Raw genomic sequence first — 19,599 nt, forward strand, 5'->3', positions numbered from 1 at the left:
CGGGGCATTGCTCCGGCCTTTCTTTATTCCAGTCTATATCGAGACCGTTCCCTTATGGCATGATGATGCCTTATGAGAGAGGAAGGAAAAACGTCATGACCAAAAGTCTATACGCCACCATGAAAGCCCTGCCCGGCCATCGGGAGAAGGTTGCCAGCCTGTTGACAGCTCTTGCCGAGAATGTGCGGGCCGAGCCGGGCTGCGTGCGCTTTGTTGTCTATACGCTGGAGCACGAGCCGGACCTGTTCCATGTGGAAGAAAGCTATCGGGATGAGGCTGCCTTCAAGGCCCATATGGGGACGGAACATGGTCGTGTGTTCAACAAAGCGATTGAAACCCTTGTTGAAGGTGGGGCTTCAAAGGTCGTGTTCCTGAAAGAAGTCGCCTGAGCAGACGTACTGTCAGGTGGATAAAAGAAAAGCAGGTGTCTCATAGCGAGGCACCTGCTTTTTCATGAGTTATGAAAAGGGCCGTATCAGGGCGTGCCCGGCTGGCCCCGGCTTGTGGAATGTTCAAAGCGCAGAGCCTTGTCAGGATGGGCAACATGGTGGGCAGCATGGGCCGCTACGGCCCCCTCGGAGAAGCCCTGAAGGATCAGCTTCATTTTGCCGGGATACTGGGCCACGTCACCAATGGCGAAGATGCCTTCAAGGCTGGTCTGCATGGTGGCCGGGTTTACGGCGATGGTGCTGCGCTGCGTTTCCAGCCCCCATGAGGCCACCGGGCCGAGATCGGTCGAAAGACCATAGAAGGGGAGCAGTACGTCAGCTTCCAGAGAGCGGACCGTGTCATCCATGGCGATGAGGTCCACATGGGTCAGCTGGCCACTGTCGCCCTGCAGGCCATGAAGCTGGTAGGGTACGACTTTCTCAATGACTCCAGCGGTGATTTTTGCTTCAATCTGGGCCAGTGTTTCCGGTGCCCCACGGAAGCGGTCCCGCCGGTGGACGAGATAGACCTTTTCGGCAATGTCGGAGAGGGACAGAGCCCAGTCCAGCGCTGAATCGCCGCCACCTGCCACAACAATGCGCTTGCCGGTGAACTCGGCCCGCTTCTTCACATAATACTGTACGGCGCCGCTGCGTTCATAAGCTTCCAGCCCTTCCAATGGGGGGCGGTTCGGCCCGAAGGCTCCAGCACCAGCGGCGATGATGATGGCTTTGGCGTGGATGGTGTCGCCACGCTCATTCTTCAGGGTGAAGGCTCCAGCCTCACCTTCCAGATGGCTGACCCGGCTACCCAGAAGGCGGGGTACGTTGAAGGGAGCGATCTGCTCCTCAAGGGCGGCGATCAGGTCCCCGCCTGTGATGGAGGGATGGGCCGGAATGTCATAGATCGGCTTTTCCGGGTACAGGGCCGCACATTGCCCGCCCACACTGTCCAGAACATCCGTCAGGATGCAGTTCAGGCGTAACATCCGGCATTCAAAGGCGGCAAAAAGCGCCGTGGGGCCTGCGCCGATAATGGCGATATCTGTCGTGTGGGTAGAAGCTGCATGTGTCATACCAGTATTCATAAGCATTTTTTTGCCTGTCGAGTAGAGGTTTGTTCTTACGGGGGCTTCTGTTCATGGTGGTATGACAGAAATGGACGTAGGGTTGTGTCGGGCACTCTTGTATCTCGGGGAGGCTTCGGCAATGCTGTTGCCCGTTTTTGAGGGTCGTGATTACGGGGCAACTCTGTCGATGAAAATGCATCTTTCGTCTCCGCAGCAGACGGTTTTTCTGGCGTGGCATCTGGCAGGGATGCTGCATTACGGGGATTGCGTAGCGCTTCATGGCGAGATGGGCACAGGCAAGAGCACCTTTGCCCGTGCGCTCATCCGTAGTCTGGCCGGTGATGAAGCGCTGGAAGTCCCAAGCCCGACTTTTGCGCTGGTACAGCCCTATAACACCAGGATCGGTCTGGTGTTTCATTACGACCTCTGGCGGCTTTCCAGCCCGGATGAGCTGTATGAACTTTCATGGGATGATGCCTGTGAAAGTGTCATGGTGGTGGAATGGCCAGATCGTGCCGAGGAGCTTCTGCCAGCCGGTGCTCTGCATATTACGTTCAGGCACGGAGCAGGAGAGGATGAACGCACCGTGACCCTGCGGGGCTGGCCGACAGAACGGCTTGAAGCCTTGTTCGCTCTTGTTGAGGAAGGGCAGGACCAGTGATGCAGGGGCGTTCATTGAACATCGCTACGATTCCGGCTTCCCGCCCGTTTCTGGATATGGTGGTGCAGAACTGGCTGAATCGTGTGGGGGTAGAGGCTGGATCAGGGGATCGGAGCGGCGGCGATAGTGGCATGATTCTGGTGCCCGGCCGCCGTGTGGCCCGTGCTCTCATGGAGGCCTTTCTGCGGGTTCTTGATGGCCGCCCGGCTTTGCTTCCGGCCATTGTGTCGCTGGGGGATGTGGAGCAGCAAAGCCTGTTCCCCATGATGGTGGATGAGACTGTGCCGCCTGCCGTAGGGCCGGTCTTTCGGCTGGCTATTCTGGCACGACTGATTCTGGCGGCCCCTTTCTTTACGACCGTGTCGGGCCGGGAGGGTGGAACGATTGATCGGGTCTGGCCTCTGGCTCAGGCTCTGGCGGAGCTGATGGATGATGCCGAGCGGAACGGCGTGGACCTGCGAGAGGCTCTGCCCAAGGCCGTAGCGGATGATTTTGCCGGACATTGGCAGAAGACGTTAGAGTTTCTCCAGATCGTCACGGAGGCATGGCCTGCCATTCTTCAGGAAGAAGAACGCAGCAACATCATGGCTCGTCAGGTGGCGTTGATCGAGGCACAGGCCCGTCTTTGGGCACAGACTCCTCCAGACTATCCGCTCTGGGCCGTGGGATTCGTGGATGGTTCTGCTGGTGTGGCAACGGCACTGGAGGCCGTAGCAGCGCTGCCTCAGGGCGTGGTGGTGTTTCAGGGGCTGGATTGCAGCATGGATGATGAGCTGTGGAAGCAGCTTCCTCCAACTCATCCGCAGGCTCTGTTTCACGAGTTTCTGTCACGGGTGGGCGTAAGCCGTGCGGATATTGCCCAATGGGGAGAGCCTTTGCGCCCGGAACGGGAAAATCTTTTCCAGCATGTCATGTTGCCAGAAGCGGGTATTGCCCGTTGGGGACAGCCTGCGGGTGAGATTGCACCTTCAGGAATCAGTCTGTTATCGGCGGCTGATTCGCAGCAGGAGGCGCAGGCCATTGCGCTGATCCTGCGGGATGTTGCGAACCAGCCGGGACGCTCTGGGGCTCTGGTAACACCGGATCGTGGGTTGGCTGATCGTGTGAGGGCGGAGTTGCTGCGCTTTGGCATTCATGCGGATGACAGTGCCGGGGAACCGCTGGTCCGCACCCCCACGGCTGTCTTTCTCCGCCTGATCGTTCAGGCCGTGACGGCTCGGTTCAGCCCGGTGGCGCTGCTGTCCGTTCTCAAGCATCCGTTGGCGGCTTTGGGGATGAGTCCCGGTCGTGCCCGTGCCAGTGCCCGCTTGCTGGAGAGGCGGCTTCTGCGTGGTCCTGCGCCCCAGCCGGGGCTGGAAGGGCTGCACAGGGCTCTTGGTGCCTTGCAGGACGCACAGCGGACAGACAATGGTTATCAGGCAGATGCACCAGATAGCCCGGAAAGCCTCGAATCATTCCTGAATCAGGTGGAGGCTGCTTTCAGCCCTCTGCTGGCGCTTGAGGCAACAGCCCGTGTGCCGGAGCTTTTGACGGCCCTTCTGGAGACAGCCGAAAAGCTGGCCGCTGTGGATGATGAAGGCGATGAGGCCGATCAGTCTCGCCCCGGGTCCCGTCTTTGGCTGGGAGAGGATGGTGGTGCCCTGTCCCGGCATTTTGTGGAGCTGATGAGCCATACAGGGGATCTGCCGCCGCAGCCTCTGAGTGCTTTAGAGGGCCTGCTGACGGCCAGTATGGCCGGCAAGACGCTGACAGGCTTGCGAGGCTATCAGGGTGGTGTGGAACTCGCTCATCCTCGCATCTCCATCTATGGCGTGCTGGAAGCCCGGCTTCTGGCGTTTGATACGGTCATTCTGGGTGGGCTGAATGAAGGTATCTGGCCGCCCGTGGCGGAATCCGGCCCATGGATGAGCCGCCCGATGCGTCAGCGTGTCGGGCTGCCTTCACCAGAACGGCGAATCGGTGCACAGGCGCATGATTTTGTATCTGCTGCTTTGTCTTCGGAGCATGTCATTCTGTCCAATGCCCAAAGGCGGGAGGGGTCTCCTGCCGTTCCAGCCCGGTGGCTCATGCGTCTTTCAGCCTTTTTGGAAGGGCGAGGCATTACGCTTCCCGTTCATCCAGCACTGGCGTGGCAGACCATGTTGGACATGCCTGCCGGGGAGGCGAAGCCTGTCGCTCCGCCAGAGCCACGGCCTCCTCTGGCCCTACGCCCCCGGCGGTTGAGCATCACACAGCTTGATACGCTCAAGCTGGACCCGTACGCCATTTATGCCCGGTACATACTGGGCCTGAAAGCTCTGGCCCCGCTGGAAGAAGGGGCAGAACATGCCGATTACGGAAAGATTGTTCATACGGCTCTGGAACGCATGATCCGGCAGCATCCCGGTACATGGCCGGAGCGTTCTGCCCAGATTTTGCACCGTCATTTTGATGATGCTCTTGATGAAGCGTTAGTGAATCCGGCGTTGTCCAGTTGGTGGCGGCCCCGGCTGCATCGTATTGCTGATTGGGTGCTGGCGCAGGAACAGTGGCGTCAGGTGGGGCGGCTGAACTGTACGTCTCATACTGAGGTGTCGCTGGATTACACATTACGGGACCTGCCGGGTGGTGAGTTCCGTATTACAGGGCGGGCAGACCGTATTGACCTGTGGATGACACCGGGACAGGAGGCACCTACAGGGCGTATCCTGGATTACAAGACAGGTACTCCACCCAGCAGCAAGGATGTGGTTGAAGGCTGGTCATCCCAGCTGGTGCTGGAAGCTGCCTTATTGGCCAAGGGTGCCTTTGAGGGCTTGCCCGCTGCCGAAACGGAAGCCCTGACTTATTGGAAACTGAGTGGCGGGGAAGAACCCGGTAAGGAAGTCGCCATTCCGTCCGTCAGGGCCAAGGTGACGCTGGGCGAGCTTGTCGGCCCGGCCCTTGAGCAGTTGCGGACCCTTCTGGCGGATTATGATGATCCATCCCGGCCTTATCGGTCCCAACCATGGGCAGGAAAAGAGGCCCGTTATAGCGATTACACCCAGCTTGCCCGTGTGGCGGAGTGGCGTCTGGCAGGAGGCGATGAGGAATGACCCAGAACCAGCTTTCACCAAGGGAGCAGGCCAATCAGGCTCAGAAGAAGGCCTCGAACCCAATGGCCTCCGTGTTCGTGTCGGCGTCTGCGGGATCAGGGAAGACGAAGCTGCTGATCGACCGGCTACTTCGCCTCATGCTGCCGCTGGAACAGATAGGGGAGGATGGACAGCCCGTTCTGCTGGAAGGCTCCGAGCCCTCCCGTATATTGTGCCTGACCTATACGAAAGCGGCAGCTGCCGAAATGGCACATCGTCTGCAAAGCCATCTCGGCCATTGGGTCTCCCTCTCGGATGAGAAACTGGGTGAGGCACTGACAGCCTTGGACGTGCCCGATACGGCCACCACACGGGAGCGTGCCCGTGGCCTGTTTCTGAAAGTGCTGGATGCGCCGGGTGGTTTGCAGATTGAGACCATTCATGCCTTCTGTCAGTCCCTTCTGCGGCGTTTCCCGCTGGAGGCCGCACTGGACCCGCATTTTGTCCTGATGGAGGAAGCGGATGGCCAGATGGTTCTTCGCCGTGCGCTGGAGGATAGTCTGGCGCAGAATCAGGACCCTGTGCAGGTGCTGGCCGCTCTAACGGGGTTTGACAGGTTGATGGGCCTTCTGGGGCAGTTTAATGCCCAGTCCGGGCTGCTTCAGCCTCTGCTGCGGCTCTGGGAGATGTGGCCGGAGCGTGTGAAGGAAGCTTATCAAGGGCTGCTGGAGGCAGGGAGTGAATCTTCAGCGACCCTGAAGGCTGAAGCCTGCCGACTGCACGATGAAGCAGTGTGGCGGGCTGATATTCAGGAGGCTTTGCCGCATCTGGCGGATTCCAAAAGGGAGCAGTTTGAAACGTTCCTGAGATGGCTGGAGCGTGACAATCCGGCCGAACGGGATGATGCGTTCCTATTGTCGCTCTTATTCACGCAGAAGGGCGATATCAGGAATATGAGCCGCCATTTGGGGGCAAAAGCGCGTAATGCCGCTCCTGAGCTGGAGCAGCGTCTCCTTGATGAGGCCAGACGTCAGCAGGATATGCAGGAGCGCATCCGCACTCAGCGGCTTCTGGAGATCAACACGGCCTTTCTGTCCCTTGCGCTGCCGGTCATGGGGCGGTTTGCTGATGAGAAACGGAACCGTGGAGCGGTTGATTATAATGACCTGATCGCCCGGACCCGTGATGTCCTGCGGGAGCCGGGGGCGGCATGGGTGCTATATAAGTTGGATGGCGGTATCGACCATCTTCTGCTGGATGAGGTGCAGGATAATTCCGGCCTGCAATGGGAAATTGCCGGTGCTCTGACGGCTGATTTCTTTTCCGGTTCTGGTGTGCGGGAAGACATGCCACGCCCCCGTACCGTCTTTGCGGTGGGGGACTTTAAGCAGTCCATTTACAGCTTTCAGGGGGCGGAACCGGAGCAGTTCCATAAATGGCGGCAGGAATTTGCCCGCCGTGTGAAGAATGCCGGTCTTCTCTGGGAAGACCCGCAGTTGAATGTATCCTTCCGTTCTCTGCCGCCCGTGCTGGATTTTGTTGATGCCGTCTTTGAGGATGATGGTGAGGTTGGCGGCAATGAGGCTCTGAATGGCCTGCGGGAGCAGGGAGATGCGAGCCCACTCAGGCATCGGTCAGCCCGTTCAGGCGGCGGGGGGCGTGTGGAGCTGTGGCCTTCTGTCCCTTCGGATAAAGCGGTGGCAGAAAATGGAGCCGCAGATGGTTCCTCTGGTGAGGTGGCCAATCCGTGGCGTGCGCCAGAGAAGAATGAAGATCAGCGCAGTGCCCAGCAGCGTCTGGCTGATGAACTGGCCCGGTATCTCAGGGAGCAGATCGGTCAGCCCCTTCAGTCAGGTACGGCCCCGCTGAAGGCCGGAGAGGTGATGATCCTCGTGCCGAAACGTTCAGCCTTTCTGCGGGCGCTGATCCGGGCATTGAAGGCACGAAATGTGCCGGTGGCGAGTTTCATCAATAGCGGGCTGGTGGAACAGGCCGCCGTGCAGGACCTGATGACACTCTGCGATGCACTTCTGCTGCCACAGGATGATCTCAGCCTTGCCGGCGTGCTGACATCCCCCCTTGGCGGGTTAAGCGATAATTCCCTCATGGATCTGGTAACGGCCAATGGCAAGCGGCGTGAACTGGGGCGTGAGGGTACTCCTCTTTGGAGTCTTCTGGCCCGCAGGCATGAGGAACGGCCCGAATGGCGGGCAGCATGGGAGCGGTTACAGGCTCTCTACCGGCGTGTGGATTATGACACGCCGTATGACATTCTCATGCAGGCTCTGGGTGTGCAGGGGGGGCGTGCCCGCCTTCTGGCCCGTTTGGGCGCAGAAGCGGCTGAGCCGGTGGATGAACTCCTAACAGCCGCTCTGACATACGAAACTCAGCATCCTCCTTCCCTTCAGGGATTCCTGCACTGGCTGCGGGCCAGCACGGTGGAAAGTAAGAGGGAGGTGGAATCGGAGATTGATGCTGTACGCATCATGACGGTTCATCGGTCAAAAGGGTTGCAGGCCCGTCTTGTCATCCTACCCGATACGACCAGCACGAGGAGCCGTTCTGACAGTCTTCTTTGGGCAGAGCTGGATGCTGATCTGCCAGAAAGTGATCCTGCTGGTGATGCGCTGCATGGGCCGCTTTGGATACCGCAGGCCGCTATGGGGACAAAACGGACAGAAGACTTTCTGACCGATGAGCAGATTCGTCAGAAGGAGGAAAAGAATCGCCTGCTCTATGTGGCTCTGACTCGTGCCAGTGATGCGCTGCTTATCTGCGGGTGGGACCCGAAAAGCGGCAGTAAGGAATCAAGCTGGTACGCTTATTGCGAGGCGGGGATGGAGCGTCTGGAGGGTGTTCAGACACTGCCCTTTGAAGGTGAATGGGGTGGGGAGCGGCTCGTGTTGGAGGCCGCTGTGACGGAAGCTCGAACGCCTCGTGAAGCAGAGGAGCCTTTGGCCGTTGTTTCTGAAGTGCCGGACTGGATGGGACAGGCACCGGACTGGCAGGTGACGCCTGCGCCTCATGAAGATGCTCTGGCCCGCCCGCTGGCACCGAGTCGGCCAGAGGCGGCAGCTTATGGTCCTTTGCCTGCGGCTCGGTCCCCGTTGGAGATCATGCAGGGAGGGCTTGTCATTCCTCAGCCTGCTCGCCGCCGTCAGGATGCTATGGAACGAGGAACGCTGGTGCACAGGCTGCTCCAGTTCCTGCCGGACCTGCCTGCTGGGGACCGCCGGAAGAAAGCCGAAGCATGGCTGCGGCACACCATGCCGGGATTGGCGGAGAAGGATGTAGCGGAACTCGCCGGGCATGTTGTTTCTGTTGTGGAGATGGATGTTCTTGCCCCTCTATTTGGGCAGGGAAGCCGAGCCGAACAGGGAATCTCCGGTACGCTGGGCAATCCCGGTGATGGAACGGGGCGGGTTGTTCTGGGGCAGGTGGATCGTTTCTGTTTTGATGGGCAGACAGTCTGGCTTTGTGACTACAAGACGGGCCGGTCTCCGTCCCGGCCGGATCGTGTCCCGGCGGCCTATCTGGGGCAGATGGCCAGTTACAGGCGTGTCATGCAGAGGCTGTATCCGGGCTATCCCGTGCGTTGCTTCCTCGTCTGGGTGGATGGCCCTGCCGTGACAGAGCTGCCCGCCGCCCTGCTGGATGAGCAGAAGGTGATACCCGGATGAGCTGACCCGCTAACGGCCTGTTACTGTTTGTCTATTATAAAGAAAACATGTCACTCAGGACGATAATACCTGTTTCTCATTTGGGTCGATCGTCTGCAAAGGTTAACAGGACTGGATGGGTACACAATGGCAGAAGGCAGGGTAGAGTCCCTTATTTTGAGGGGCTGCACTGCTGGCCGGCTGGTGGCTACTGTTCGTGATGTATGGCAGAGACATCAGAGTGAGAGATCATATTTGTTGAGGGGAAGGACCACATCATGAGCGAACATACAGTAGCAGTGACAGATCAGGGTTTCGAAGCTGACGTTCTGAAGGCTGAGGGCTTTGTGCTGGTGGATTTCTGGGCAGAATGGTGCGGTCCTTGCCGCATGATTGCGCCTGCACTGGATGAAATCGGCAGGGATTATAAGGGGCGTGTTACGGTGGCGAAGGTGGACATTGATTCCAACCCGGAGACCCCGACCACATTCGGCGTGCGCAGCATTCCGACCATGATCCTTTTCAAGGATGGCAAGCCGGTTGCCCAGCAGATGGGTGCCCTGCCCAAGAGCCAGCTTAAGGCATGGCTGGATGCTCATCTCGGCTAAGGCCGTAACGGGTCATTTATTCTGATGGCTGGCAGCCCGATGGCGGAGGAACACTCTGCTGTCGGGCTGTTTTTTATGGGGTAATGCGGGGGAGATGGTCAGCGTCAGACAGACGGTGTAAGATGGCCGTCATGTCAAAACAGTCTGATTTTCCTGCGCCCGTCCTGATTACTACGTCTTCCGGGGTAGCTTCCCTGTGTGAGAAGCTGCGTCATGAGCCTTTCGTGACGGTTGATACAGAGTTTGTGCGGGAGAAGACCTACTGGCCCCGTCTGTGTCTCGTACAGCTTGGCGGTGTCGAAGATGTGGCTCTGATTGATACATGCGTGCCGGGCATCGATCTGTCCCCTCTGGCCGAATTGCTCGCCGAACCGAATTGTGTGAAGGTCTTTCACGCTGCCCGGCAGGACCTTGAGATTTTCCTTCATCTGTTCGACCAGCTGCCCGTCAATGTGTTCGATACACAGGTTGCTGCCATGGTGGCCGGGTTTGGTGAGCAGGTGGGGTATGACAGTCTCGTCTCGGCCATGACAGGCCAGAGCATCGACAAGTCGCATCGTTTCAGTGATTGGGCGGCCCGGCCCTTGTCTAAGGCGCAGATTGCCTATGCAAGCGCCGATGTAACGCATTTGCGGGTCATTTATGAGAAGCTGACTCGTCAGTTGGAAGAACAGGGGCGCCTGCCATGGGTGAAGGGTGAGCTGGCTGCTCTGGGTGAAGTGAGTCTGTTCCGGCCTGATCCCAGAGGGTTGTGGGTCAAGCTGAAGCCCCGGACGAATAACCGCAAGGTGCTGGCTGTGCTGCGGGAAGTCGCTGCATGGCGGGAGGAGGCTGCCCAGCAAGAGGATGTACCCCGCCAGCGCATCATCCGGGATGAGAGCCTTTTGGAGGTTGCTGTGGCTCGCCCTCACGATGGGGGAGCTCTGGCCCGGATTCGGGGCGTGACGGCTGATTTTGCCAGAAGCGCATTAGGACATGATCTGCTGGCTGCCGTGCAGCGTGGGGAGAAGTGTCCTGAAGATGAACGACCGGAACTGCCTAACAGGCGTAAGACGGAACGGTCCCGTGCGCCTTCGGGCGTGCTGGCCTTGCTCAAGGTTCTGCTGACGGCACGGAGTGAGGAAGGGCGTGTGGCAGCCCGGCTGATTGCCTCATCTGATGAGCTGGAACGTCTGGCTCAGGGTGAGACGGATCTGCCCGTTCTCAAAGGCTGGCGTGCCGAGCTTTTCGGGCGGGAGGCACAGGCCCTGCTCAGAGGGGAGAAAGTTCTGTTTGTCAGCAGGGGGCAGTTGCAGGTAGTGGACAGGGGATAATTCCTGCCTGATGTCCATAGGGGCCAGAAGGCTATAGGCTGGATGAAAGAAATGGGCCGGTTTTGGGCTGGTCCGGTTTCTGGTAAGCATGGTGCAGGATCGCTGCGATGGTGTGCCGTGGGAACGAGTGGAGAAACGTGGATGGCTATGGAATGGACAGACGAGCTGATCGCACGGCTCAAGGAGCTTTGGGAGCAGGGCCTCTCAACGGCGGAGATTGGCCGTCAGCTTTCTATTACAAAAAATGCGGTTGTTGGTAAGGCTCATCGTCTCGGTCTGCCGCCCCGTCCTTCGCCTATCCGCAATAAGAGCGCTGCGGAAAGTGCCAGCAAGCCTGCCCGCCCACGTACGACCCGTACGAAGAAGACTGATGCTGAGACACCTTCGGACGATGTGAAGGTCGAAAAGGCTAAGGCTATCGTAGAGGAAGCCGCTCCTGCAAAGCCTGTTGAGAAAAAGGCCAGTGCGGCGAAGGCTACCAAGGCAAAGGCCGAAAAGGTGGAGAAACCTGCCAAGGTAAAAGCCGACACTTCAGTAGCAGAGACACCGGCGAAAGTGGCAGTCCCCCGCAAGGAAGCGGCAGCTCCGGCTGTTGATGTTGAAGAAGCGGACGTACCGGCTCGTCCTGCTGCGCCTCAGCGCAAGGTGGCACCGCCCCGTCGTGTGCGGGATACGCTGGATCGTTCTGTTCGGCAGGGGCCGACATGCCAGTGGCCGATCGGCGACCCGGGCACGCCGGAGTTTCATTTCTGTGGGGCCACGCCTCTGTCCGGCAAGCCGTATTGTGCCGAACATGCCGCAATTGCGTATGTGAAGATTCGGGACCGCCGCCACTAACAGGTAAGGCCCGGCCATTAAAAAAAGCTGCCATCCCGTCCGGGGCGGCAGCTTTTTTTCTGACTGCATGAAAATGGGTCTACGAAAAGCCTGTCAGGCTGTCTGCCCGTTGGCGGAGCTTTCCGGCTCATGAGTATGGGCAGTCGTATTATGATCCTTGGCACCGGGCAGCGGTGAGGTAATCATGCCCAGTTTCCCCGTGACCTGCCCACCTTCCTCTACCTGAAGGCGGCGGCATTCTGCATCACCGATCAGCCGCCCGCTGGCACGGATGGTCAACGTGTTGCGCACGGTCAGCTCGCCTTCCAGTGTTCCGGCAATTTCGGCAGACCCTGTTTCGGCTACGCCACGGAAAAGCCCTTCCGGGGAGATCAGGATTTCCTTGGCGATGAGATGTTCTACCTCGACCGTTCCCTCGATGATTAGACGCTCGATATTTTCGATCGTCCCGCGGATGGTGATGCCACTATGGACAACAAGCGTACGCGCATTATCGGTGTAACCGCCATTATCCTGGCTGCTGAAGCGGCTGGATGAGGCACGCTGACGGGGAGCGGAACCGGGCATGGGGGAGGGAGGAGTAGGTAGAGACATGATTTCCTTTAGTCAGGCGATTAGGGTGGCGCTGAATGATGACACTGTGGCGCTCAGGACACTGTGCCGAATTCTGGTCTGTCAGAAGGTATGCCTCCCAGAATAGAGCCAGAAAGCGGCCTTGGCTAGGTGAACAGGTCTCACTAAGGAAGCTTTTCCATGGGCTGTCAATGCTACATGGGGTGAGAAGATTGATGCAGGGTGAATATTAAGGGCATCGTGAAGATGGATTGATCTGCACGGCACGGGCGCTATGGTAGCAGCCATTGTGCCAGAAATGAATGAGAGTGTGCCTTATCATGTCCTCTACCTCCCCAAAATATGATCTTCTCTGTGTTGGCAATGCCATCGTGGACGTGTTGGCGACTGTCAGTGCGGATGTACTGGCAGAGCTGGGGGCTGCTCCGGGGAGCATGACCCTGATTGATGCGCCAACGATGGCGCAGATTGAACGGCGCATTCATGTGGAGCAGGTTGCCGGTGGTGGTTCTGCTGCCAATAGTGCGGTTGTGGCGGCCCGCATGGGCGCAAAGACGGCCTATCTGGGCAAGGTGGCCGCTGATAAGGCTGGTGAAGATTTTACGGCGGACATGGCCAAACAGGGTATTGCCTTCCCTTCAGTGCCACTGAGCGGAGACGGCACTATTCCTACGGCCCGCTGCATCGTGCTGATTACACCGGATGGCCAGCGGACCATGTTCACCTATCTGGGGGCCTGCGTGGAGTTCACACCGCAGGACGTGGTAGCCGATGTGGTGGCTGAATCCGCCATTACCTATCTGGAGGGGTATCTGTTTGACCGCCCGCAGGCACAGGAGGCGTTCTACCGGGCGGCTAAGCTGGCGCACGAGGCTGGCCGCAAAGTGTCCTTGACGCTTTCTGACACATTCTGCATCCAGCGGCATCAGGCAGCTTTCCGATCTTTCGTGGCTGAATCGGTGGATATTCTGTTTGCGAATGAGGGTGAGATTCTGGCGCTCTATGAAACGGAAAATCTTGATGAGGCTCTGAAGGCGCTTTCCGGTGATGTTGCTCTTGGTGTGGTGACCCGTGGTGAGAAAGGTGCTGTCGTTCAGGCCGGTGAAACTCGTCATGACGTGCCAACGGCCCCGGTGAAGGTTGTGGACACGACAGGCGCTGGTGATGCGTTTGCAGCTGGATTCCTTGCTGGCTACAGCCGGAAGCGGCCGCTCGTAGACTGCGCTGCCTTGGGGAATCAGGCGGCTGGCCATGTCATTACCCGTCTTGGTGGGCGCCCGGATGATGGCTTTGCGCTGAAAGCCTGATGGTAGGCTTCTGAACGTAAAAAGGCCAGCCCCGGTATGAGAGGGCTGGCCTTTTTTATGCTGTTTTAGAGCGCATCCCACGTGGTGGTCTGGATGTTGTTGGCGGCAAGAAGGTCTTTGGTTGTAGGGCTAATCAGGCTGGCGAGCTCCTGATCCGGCTGGTAACCGGGCATGAGTTCCGCCATCTGCTGGCTCTGTCCCTTGGCGGGGTGAAAATAGATTTCGCTCACACCGGGAGGGAGCTGTGGGATGAGGCTGTGAATACGTTCGGGGGTCATATGGCCAGACCAGCGCAGACCGAAGCATGAATCATTGGTCTTCATGCCAGCGGCGTGAATCTGGGCACGAAGAACACGGGTCCACTGTTCCAGAGCACGATCCCCGAGAGAGGGAGTGCCGCCCAGAGGGGCGGCGGGCTCCATAGGGGTGCGGACTGCCTTCAGGCCGTATGTCTTGCCCGTATGGATCATCATATGCCCGATGGTTGGGTGCAGATGCATGTGCTTATGGGCGTTGGCATGGTCCAGCCGTAGCCCTGTGCGGGCAAACTGCTGGAACTGGGCATGAATCTCTTTCTTCAGGGCCGAGCGTGTAGTGGGAGAAAAGAAATATTGGAAACCCAGCTTGAGCTGGTCCCGCCCGAACCACCCTTGCTGATCTGTAATGATGGGGAGATGGAGCAGAGAATCTCCTTCAATGACGACCAGATGAAGTCCCAGCCGTAGATTGGGCATTTTCCGTGCCCGTTTCAGGGCGTCCTCAAAGGCCGGTGCGGCCACCATGAGGCTGGCCGTGCTGAGAAGCCCTTTGCGGTGAGCTTCCTCAATGGCTTCGTTGACTTCCACACTCATGCCGAAATCATCAGCGGAGAAAATGACACGGCGGGGCGAAGAAACTGTCATGGTCTGTCTCATGAAAGAAGGATCAGCAGGGAAGGCGCATCATGTCGCAACTCTGGCTGCATGGAAAGGTGCAGGCAGGGCATGAAAAAAGGCGGCCACATTGGGCCGCCTTTTTCTGTTCTGCCATGTCAGGCCGTCATCAGGAGGAATGACGCTGACGGAGGAACTGGAAGAACTCCACACCCTCACGCAGACGACGCTTGAGCATCTGCGGGTCTGTAGCCATTTCCTTGACGATGGCAAAAATTTTGGACGGACGGAAATAGAACTCCTTGTAGAACGTTTCCACGCTCTTGAAGATTTCCGTATGGGAGAGGTGCGGGTAATGCAGCGGAGCAATCTGCACGCCGTTCTCGTCAATCAGCTCAGCTTCATCTTCGTTCAGCCAGCCATTTTCAGAGGCCTGCTTGTGCAGGAACGTGCCCGGGTAGGGGGCCGCAAGGGAAACCTGCATGGTGTGTGGGTTGATTTCCTTGGCGTACTCGATGGTCTCGCGGATGGTTTCTTTTGTCTCACCCGGCAGGCCGACAATGAAGGTACCGTGGATTTTGATGCCCAGCTTGTGACAGTTCTTTGTGAACTCACGGGCTGTCTCGATGCGCATACCCTTCTTGATGTTATGAAGGATCTGCTGGTTACCGCTCTCATACCCAACGAGCAGCAGGCGCAGGCCGTTGTCACGCAGCACTTTCAGCGTGTCATAGGGGACGTTGGCCTTGGCGTTGCAGGACCATGTCACACCCAGCTTGCCCAGCTCACGGGCGATGGCCTCGGCACGGGGCAGGTCATCGGTGAAGGTATCGTCATCAAAGAAGAACTCTTTCACCTGCGGGAAGTATTTCAGAGCCAGCTTGATCTCGGCAGCCACGTGCTCAGGGCTGCGTGTGCGGTAGCGATGCCCCCCCACCGTCTGCGGCCACAGGCAGAAGGTGCAGCGGGACTTACAGCCACGGCCCGTATAAATGGAGATGTACGGGTGCTTCAGATAACCGATGAAGTAGTCTTCGATCTTCAGGTCGCGCTTGTACACTTCCGTCACGAAGGGGAGGCTGTCCATGTCCTCAATCATGGCGCGGTCTTTGTTGGTGATGATCTCACCCTTCTCATTGCGCCATGTAATGCCATCCACCTCGGCAAGAGGCTTGCCTTCGGCAATTTCCTTGATGGTGAAATCGAACTCGTTGCGGGCCACGAAGTCAATCGGGCTGCCCTGTGCAAGGCTTTCATCCGGCTGAACGGCAACCTTGGCCCCGACCATCCCGATCTTCAGCTTCGGGTTGGTTTCCTTTAGCATCTTGGCCACACGGACATCAGACGGGAAGGAGGGGGTGGATGTGTGCATGATCACCAGATCACGGTTCTTCACATCCTCAAGGATCGGCCCCATGCCCATCTTGGCCGGGGGGGCGTCAATCAGGCGTGAACCGGGCACCATTGCTGCAGGCTGTGCCAGCCACGTAGGATACCAGAAAGACCGGATTTCCCGCTTTGCCTGGTAACGTGAGCCAGCGCCACCATCAAAGCCATCGAAAGATGGGGGCTGCAGAAATAGTGTTCTCAACATGAACGGACACTCCTGATTATGTCGGGCCTGTCAACGCCGGTTTCGCTGAGCAGGGAAGAAGGGCACAAGGCTAGTTGGGATTGTTATAGGGGTTTCGGAAGTTTTTTGCCACGGGAGATATGCAGCGTCTGCCCCCGCCACGCTACCCGTGTGCCACAGGCGCTACCAAGCATGACAAGAATGGAAAGCCAGTCCCGAAAGATGAGAAAGGGGGAAATACCGGGCAGGGCACAGTTTGTCAGGCGGCCAATGCGTTTTGTCATGGTCATGCGGCATAGGAACCCGCCCCCAAGCACGGCCCATGAAAAAAGCCGAGCTGGTGCAAAAAGGACACAGAGGCTGCCCCAGAATAACGGGAGCTGAAGGGCAGAAAGGCCATAGCCCACAGGTTCCACACTGCGGACAGTCCGGCCCCAGCGCAGTTCATGGCTAAAGAGATCGCGCAGGGTCGTTTCTGCTACGGTTGTCTGGCAGATGGTGTCTGCCAGTGCGATCTGTCCACCATTACGGCGAATGAGCTGCCCCAGAACGGCATCATCCGCCACATGTTGGACCAGCGCTTCCAGCCCGCCAATTTCTGCGAGATGTTGCCGCCGTAGGGCCATGGTTGCGCCCAGACAGTCCTGTCGTCCCATTTGGCGGGACATCATGACACCGGGCAGGAAGTTGGCATTGATGCTGTAGGCACCCAGCTTGCGGACAAGGCTGTTACTGGCGGGCAGGCCTGCATAGAGGGTGGTGACAAGTTGCACCCCATTCCGCTGGAGTGCACTGATGATGCTGCTTATGTAGTCTGGACTGACATGAATGTCGGAGTCAGAAATGACGAGTATGTCATGTCGACAGGACGGATACATGTTGATGAGATTACCAACCTTACGGTTTGGTCCGTGTTGAGTCTCGTTAATAACGATGGACACGTCATGGTCGGGGTAGCGCTTCTGTAGGCGCTGGATGACTTTCAGCGCCGGGTCATGCTTATCCTGAAGCCCGAAAACGATCTGACAGGCTGGATAGTCCTGCCTGAAAAAACTTTCCAGCGCTTCTTCAAGCAGGGGTTCGTCCCCGTGTAGGGGCTTCATGATTGTTACGCCCGGCAGGGTGGTTGTCTGCCGTTTGGGGGCGGGAGCAGGCTCCGGGTCACCGGGGACCCGTACATTCCGGCGGAAGCGATCCAGCAGTACCGTCCCGATCACACCCTGTACGGCCCCGGCTAATGAGAAAGCGCCGCTTACGGCAGAGGCTATCGCAAGCAGTGGGGGCATCAGTCGCGGTACCTGTAGGAATGGTGGAAAGAATAGGAAGAATCAGTCCCCTTTCGGCATGGCAGACTGTGCTGGCAGGAGGTGCAGAAAGGGGAGGGGGTCAGCTTGGGACGTTATTCTGTAAGAAAATCGTCAGCTTTTTTGGTCAGTGTCCGTGCCAGACCGCTGGCACCACTCTGGCTGAAAATGGACTTGAAGTCAGAACGCTGAGCTGCAACCTGACTGATATGGCCATCAAGCAGGATGTCCACGATGCGCCAGCCATCAGGGCCCTGCACCATCACGTAATCAATGGGAGTCGCAGCGTTGGCAGGATCGTTCTTGTTGCCGATGGTCGTATGGACGATGGTGCGGCCATCTTCCACGCTGTTCTGTGCCACGGTGAAGGTGGCAGCCGTCCCCGGCTTGAAGGTGGAGGCATAGCGGGCCACGGTAAAGCGTTTGAAAGCAGCGATGAGGGAGCTGCGTTCATCCGGGGAGAGGTGGTCATAATGCAGCCCGACCGAACGCTTAAGGATAGCGTCCATATCGAAGGCACGGTCCACCACCGGGGCGATCATGGCACTGCGCTTGCCCACGCCAGCGCTGGAATGTTCGGACAGGTCCAGAGCCTTGTAGAGGGCCTGTATCGGTGCCTGAGGCGTTGCAGCGCCCGCAGCCGCAGATGCCCGGGCACGGTCAGCGGCCTGTGCAGGGTTCAGGCCGGTGGCGGTGAGGACCCCTGCCAGCAGGGCCATCATGCCAATGGAAGACATAAGACAACGTTTCATATGCATGCTCTTTCCTCCTATGTGCCTTTTTATGCAAGAGGCCATGAGGCTTTTTACAAGAGAGACCCCTGCAGGACGCCGTACAACTGTGATGAATATGTTACAGTCGATGAGGCACCATAACGCATTATCATTGAATGAACGAGTCCAGAGGGGGTATAGCAGTCCTGATGGCAATGAGGGCTGACAGTGAGGCGTAGGAATAGCCCGTCAAGCTTGCATTTCCATGCCGCTTCTGCAAAGGAACCGGGCAGGTTTCGTGGCGGTTTCTGGTTGTAGTGGGGTGTTCCCATACACCGGGCACGGGTGTTCTGGTACCGTGATGCAGCCCCGATGGAGAATTATCAGAGGATTATAATGGCCGTACCATTGATGCAGGCTGTCCGAGTTGGACGGTACGTTCTCAAGCAGCACCTTACCGGGCGCAAGCGCTATCCGCTGGTGCTGATGCTTGAGCCGCTGTTCCGCTGCAATCTGGCTTGCGCAGGTTGTGGCAAGATTGATTATCCAGCAAAGATCCTCAACCAGCGTATGAGCTACCAGGAATGTATGGATGCTGATACGGAGGCCGGGGCTCCCGTGATTGCCGTGGCTGGTGGTGAGCCGCTGCTGCACAAGGAGATGCCGCAGATTATTGAAGGGCTCGTAGCCCGCAAGAAATACGTCTATCTCTGCACGAATGCCCTGCTGCTGGAAAAGAAAATTGACGATTATAAGCCGTCACCTTTCTTCTCATGGGATGTCCATTTGGATGGCGACCAGCAGATGCACGATTCGTCTGTCTGTCAGGAAGGCGTGTATGAGCGTGCGGTCAAGGCTATCAAGCTGGCCAAGTCCAAAGGGTTCCGTGTTTCCATCAACTGCACGCTTTTCGATGGCGTAAAGCCGGAACGTGTTGCCGCTTTCTTTGATGAAGTCATGAAGCTGGGCGTTGATGGCGTGATGACGGCTCCGGGCTATGCCTATGAGCGTGCTCCGGATCAGGAGCACTTCCTGAACCGCCAGAAGACCAAGACGCTGTTCCGTGACATTTTCCGCCTTGGTAAAGGCCATAAGTGGCGTTTCACGCAGTCCCCGCTGTTCCTGAACTTCCTTGCCGGGAATGAGACCTATCACTGCACACCGTGGGGTAAGCCGCTGCGTACCGTGTTCGGTTGGCAGCGTCCCTGCTATCTGCTGGGTGAAGGCTATGCCAAGACCTTCAAGGAACTGATGGATGACACGGCATGGGATCAGTACGGTACGGGTGCTTATGAGAAATGCGCCGACTGTATGGTCCATTCCGGGTATGAATCCACGGCTGTGATGGATGCTGTGCGCCGTCCTCTCCATCTTCTCAAGGTCGCTCTGAAAGGCCCTGAGACGGAGAAGCCGATGGCACCGGAAATCTCTCTGGCCAATCAGCGCCCTGCTTCCTACGGCTATGATGATGAAGTGGCCCGCCAGCTGGAGCGCATTGAGGGTGAAGAAGCCAAGCGTGGTGGCAGTAAGCCAGCCCGTGGGCCGCGTGTGCGCATCAATGGCCGCACCGAGGCCGAGGGTTCCGCCACGGCTGCTGCGAAGTAATAAGGCAGCTTCTGCCATCTGTC

Annotated in this window: 15 protein-coding genes; 9 read left to right on the forward strand and 6 right to left on the reverse strand. The window is 58.1% G+C overall.

Annotated features, from left to right (window positions below; translation table 11 throughout):
• The first annotated feature begins 95 nt into the window (after nucleotides 1–95).
• The gene (locus NQF86_RS05005) at nucleotides 96–389 is read left to right on the forward strand and encodes a putative quinol monooxygenase (RefSeq protein WP_266116541.1); all 294 of its coding nucleotides are present in this window, start codon (nucleotides 96–98) and stop codon (nucleotides 387–389) included.
• An 86-nt stretch (nucleotides 390–475) separates the two neighbouring features.
• Here NQF86_RS05005 and NQF86_RS05010 read toward each other — a convergent pair whose 3' ends face one another.
• A complete protein-coding gene (locus NQF86_RS05010; protein ID WP_266116790.1) occupies nucleotides 476–1,504 on the reverse strand; it encodes an NAD(P)/FAD-dependent oxidoreductase in 1,029 nt (342 codons plus the stop codon).
• 133 nt (nucleotides 1,505–1,637) lie between these two features.
• Here NQF86_RS05010 and tsaE point away from each other — a divergent pair, with 133 nt between their 5' ends.
• The 6 genes from tsaE to NQF86_RS05040 all read left to right on the forward strand — a co-directional run bounded on the left by tsaE (nucleotide 1,638) and on the right by NQF86_RS05040 (nucleotide 11,629).
• On the forward strand, nucleotides 1,638–2,159 hold the full coding sequence (gene tsaE / locus NQF86_RS05015; protein ID WP_323670745.1) for a tRNA (adenosine(37)-N6)-threonylcarbamoyltransferase complex ATPase subunit type 1 TsaE: 522 nt from the start codon (nucleotides 1,638–1,640) through the stop codon (nucleotides 2,157–2,159).
• Nucleotides 2,159–5,233 (forward strand): double-strand break repair protein AddB, encoded by a 3,075-nt coding sequence (gene addB / locus NQF86_RS05020; RefSeq protein WP_266116543.1) that lies wholly within the window; start codon nucleotides 2,159–2,161, stop codon nucleotides 5,231–5,233. The genes tsaE and addB overlap by 1 nt, the downstream gene beginning before the upstream one ends.
• A complete protein-coding gene (addA, locus tag NQF86_RS05025; protein ID WP_266116544.1) occupies nucleotides 5,230–8,892 on the forward strand; it encodes a double-strand break repair helicase AddA in 3,663 nt (1,220 codons plus the stop codon). Before addB ends, addA begins: the two co-directional genes overlap by 4 nt.
• Nucleotides 8,893–9,149: 257 nt before the next feature.
• Entirely contained in the window at nucleotides 9,150–9,479 is a 330-nt protein-coding gene (gene trxA / locus NQF86_RS05030; protein ID WP_266116545.1) for a thioredoxin TrxA, read from the forward strand.
• 131 nt (nucleotides 9,480–9,610) lie between these two features.
• Nucleotides 9,611–10,792, forward strand: coding sequence for a ribonuclease D (rnd, locus tag NQF86_RS05035; RefSeq protein ID WP_407652871.1), 1,182 nt, complete (start codon nucleotides 9,611–9,613; stop codon nucleotides 10,790–10,792).
• Between the two features lie 147 nt (nucleotides 10,793–10,939).
• The gene (locus NQF86_RS05040) at nucleotides 10,940–11,629 is read left to right on the forward strand and encodes a GcrA family cell cycle regulator (protein WP_266116792.1); all 690 of its coding nucleotides are present in this window, start codon (nucleotides 10,940–10,942) and stop codon (nucleotides 11,627–11,629) included.
• A 93-nt stretch (nucleotides 11,630–11,722) separates the two neighbouring features.
• Here NQF86_RS05040 and NQF86_RS05045 read toward each other — a convergent pair whose 3' ends face one another.
• Complete coding sequence (locus tag NQF86_RS05045) at nucleotides 11,723–12,223, reverse strand: bactofilin family protein (protein ID WP_266116547.1); 501 nt, start codon at nucleotides 12,221–12,223, stop codon at nucleotides 11,723–11,725.
• Nucleotides 12,224–12,522: 299 nt separating this feature from the next.
• On the opposite strand from NQF86_RS05045, the gene NQF86_RS05050 reads away from it, so the two are divergent.
• Nucleotides 12,523–13,509, forward strand: a complete 987-nt coding sequence (locus tag NQF86_RS05050; RefSeq protein WP_266116548.1) for an adenosine kinase — start codon at nucleotides 12,523–12,525, stop codon at nucleotides 13,507–13,509.
• Nucleotides 13,510–13,574: 65 nt separating this feature from the next.
• Here NQF86_RS05050 and hpnK read toward each other — a convergent pair whose 3' ends face one another.
• The 4 genes from hpnK to NQF86_RS05070 form a co-directional block, all read right to left on the reverse strand.
• The gene (hpnK, locus tag NQF86_RS05055) at nucleotides 13,575–14,411 is read right to left on the reverse strand and encodes a hopanoid biosynthesis-associated protein HpnK (protein ID WP_266116549.1); all 837 of its coding nucleotides are present in this window, start codon (nucleotides 14,409–14,411) and stop codon (nucleotides 13,575–13,577) included.
• 139 nt (nucleotides 14,412–14,550) lie between these two features.
• A complete protein-coding gene (hpnJ, locus tag NQF86_RS05060) occupies nucleotides 14,551–15,975 on the reverse strand; it encodes a hopanoid biosynthesis associated radical SAM protein HpnJ (protein WP_266116550.1) in 1,425 nt (474 codons plus the stop codon).
• 83 nt (nucleotides 15,976–16,058) lie between these two features.
• Entirely contained in the window at nucleotides 16,059–17,240 is a 1,182-nt protein-coding gene (gene hpnI / locus NQF86_RS05065; protein WP_266116551.1) for a bacteriohopanetetrol glucosamine biosynthesis glycosyltransferase HpnI, read from the reverse strand.
• A 113-nt stretch (nucleotides 17,241–17,353) separates the two neighbouring features.
• A complete protein-coding gene (locus NQF86_RS05070) occupies nucleotides 17,354–18,010 on the reverse strand; it encodes an ABC transporter substrate-binding protein (protein WP_266116552.1) in 657 nt (218 codons plus the stop codon).
• Nucleotides 18,011–18,367: 357 nt separating this feature from the next.
• Here NQF86_RS05070 and hpnH point away from each other — a divergent pair, with 357 nt between their 5' ends.
• The gene (hpnH, locus tag NQF86_RS05075) at nucleotides 18,368–19,576 is read left to right on the forward strand and encodes an adenosyl-hopene transferase HpnH (protein WP_266116553.1); all 1,209 of its coding nucleotides are present in this window, start codon (nucleotides 18,368–18,370) and stop codon (nucleotides 19,574–19,576) included.
• Nucleotides 19,577–19,599 lie beyond the last annotated feature (23 nt).

This window comes from Bombella pluederhausensis, assembly GCF_026385525.1.
Taxonomy (GTDB): Bacteria; Pseudomonadota; Alphaproteobacteria; order Acetobacterales; family Acetobacteraceae; genus Bombella; species Bombella pluederhausensis.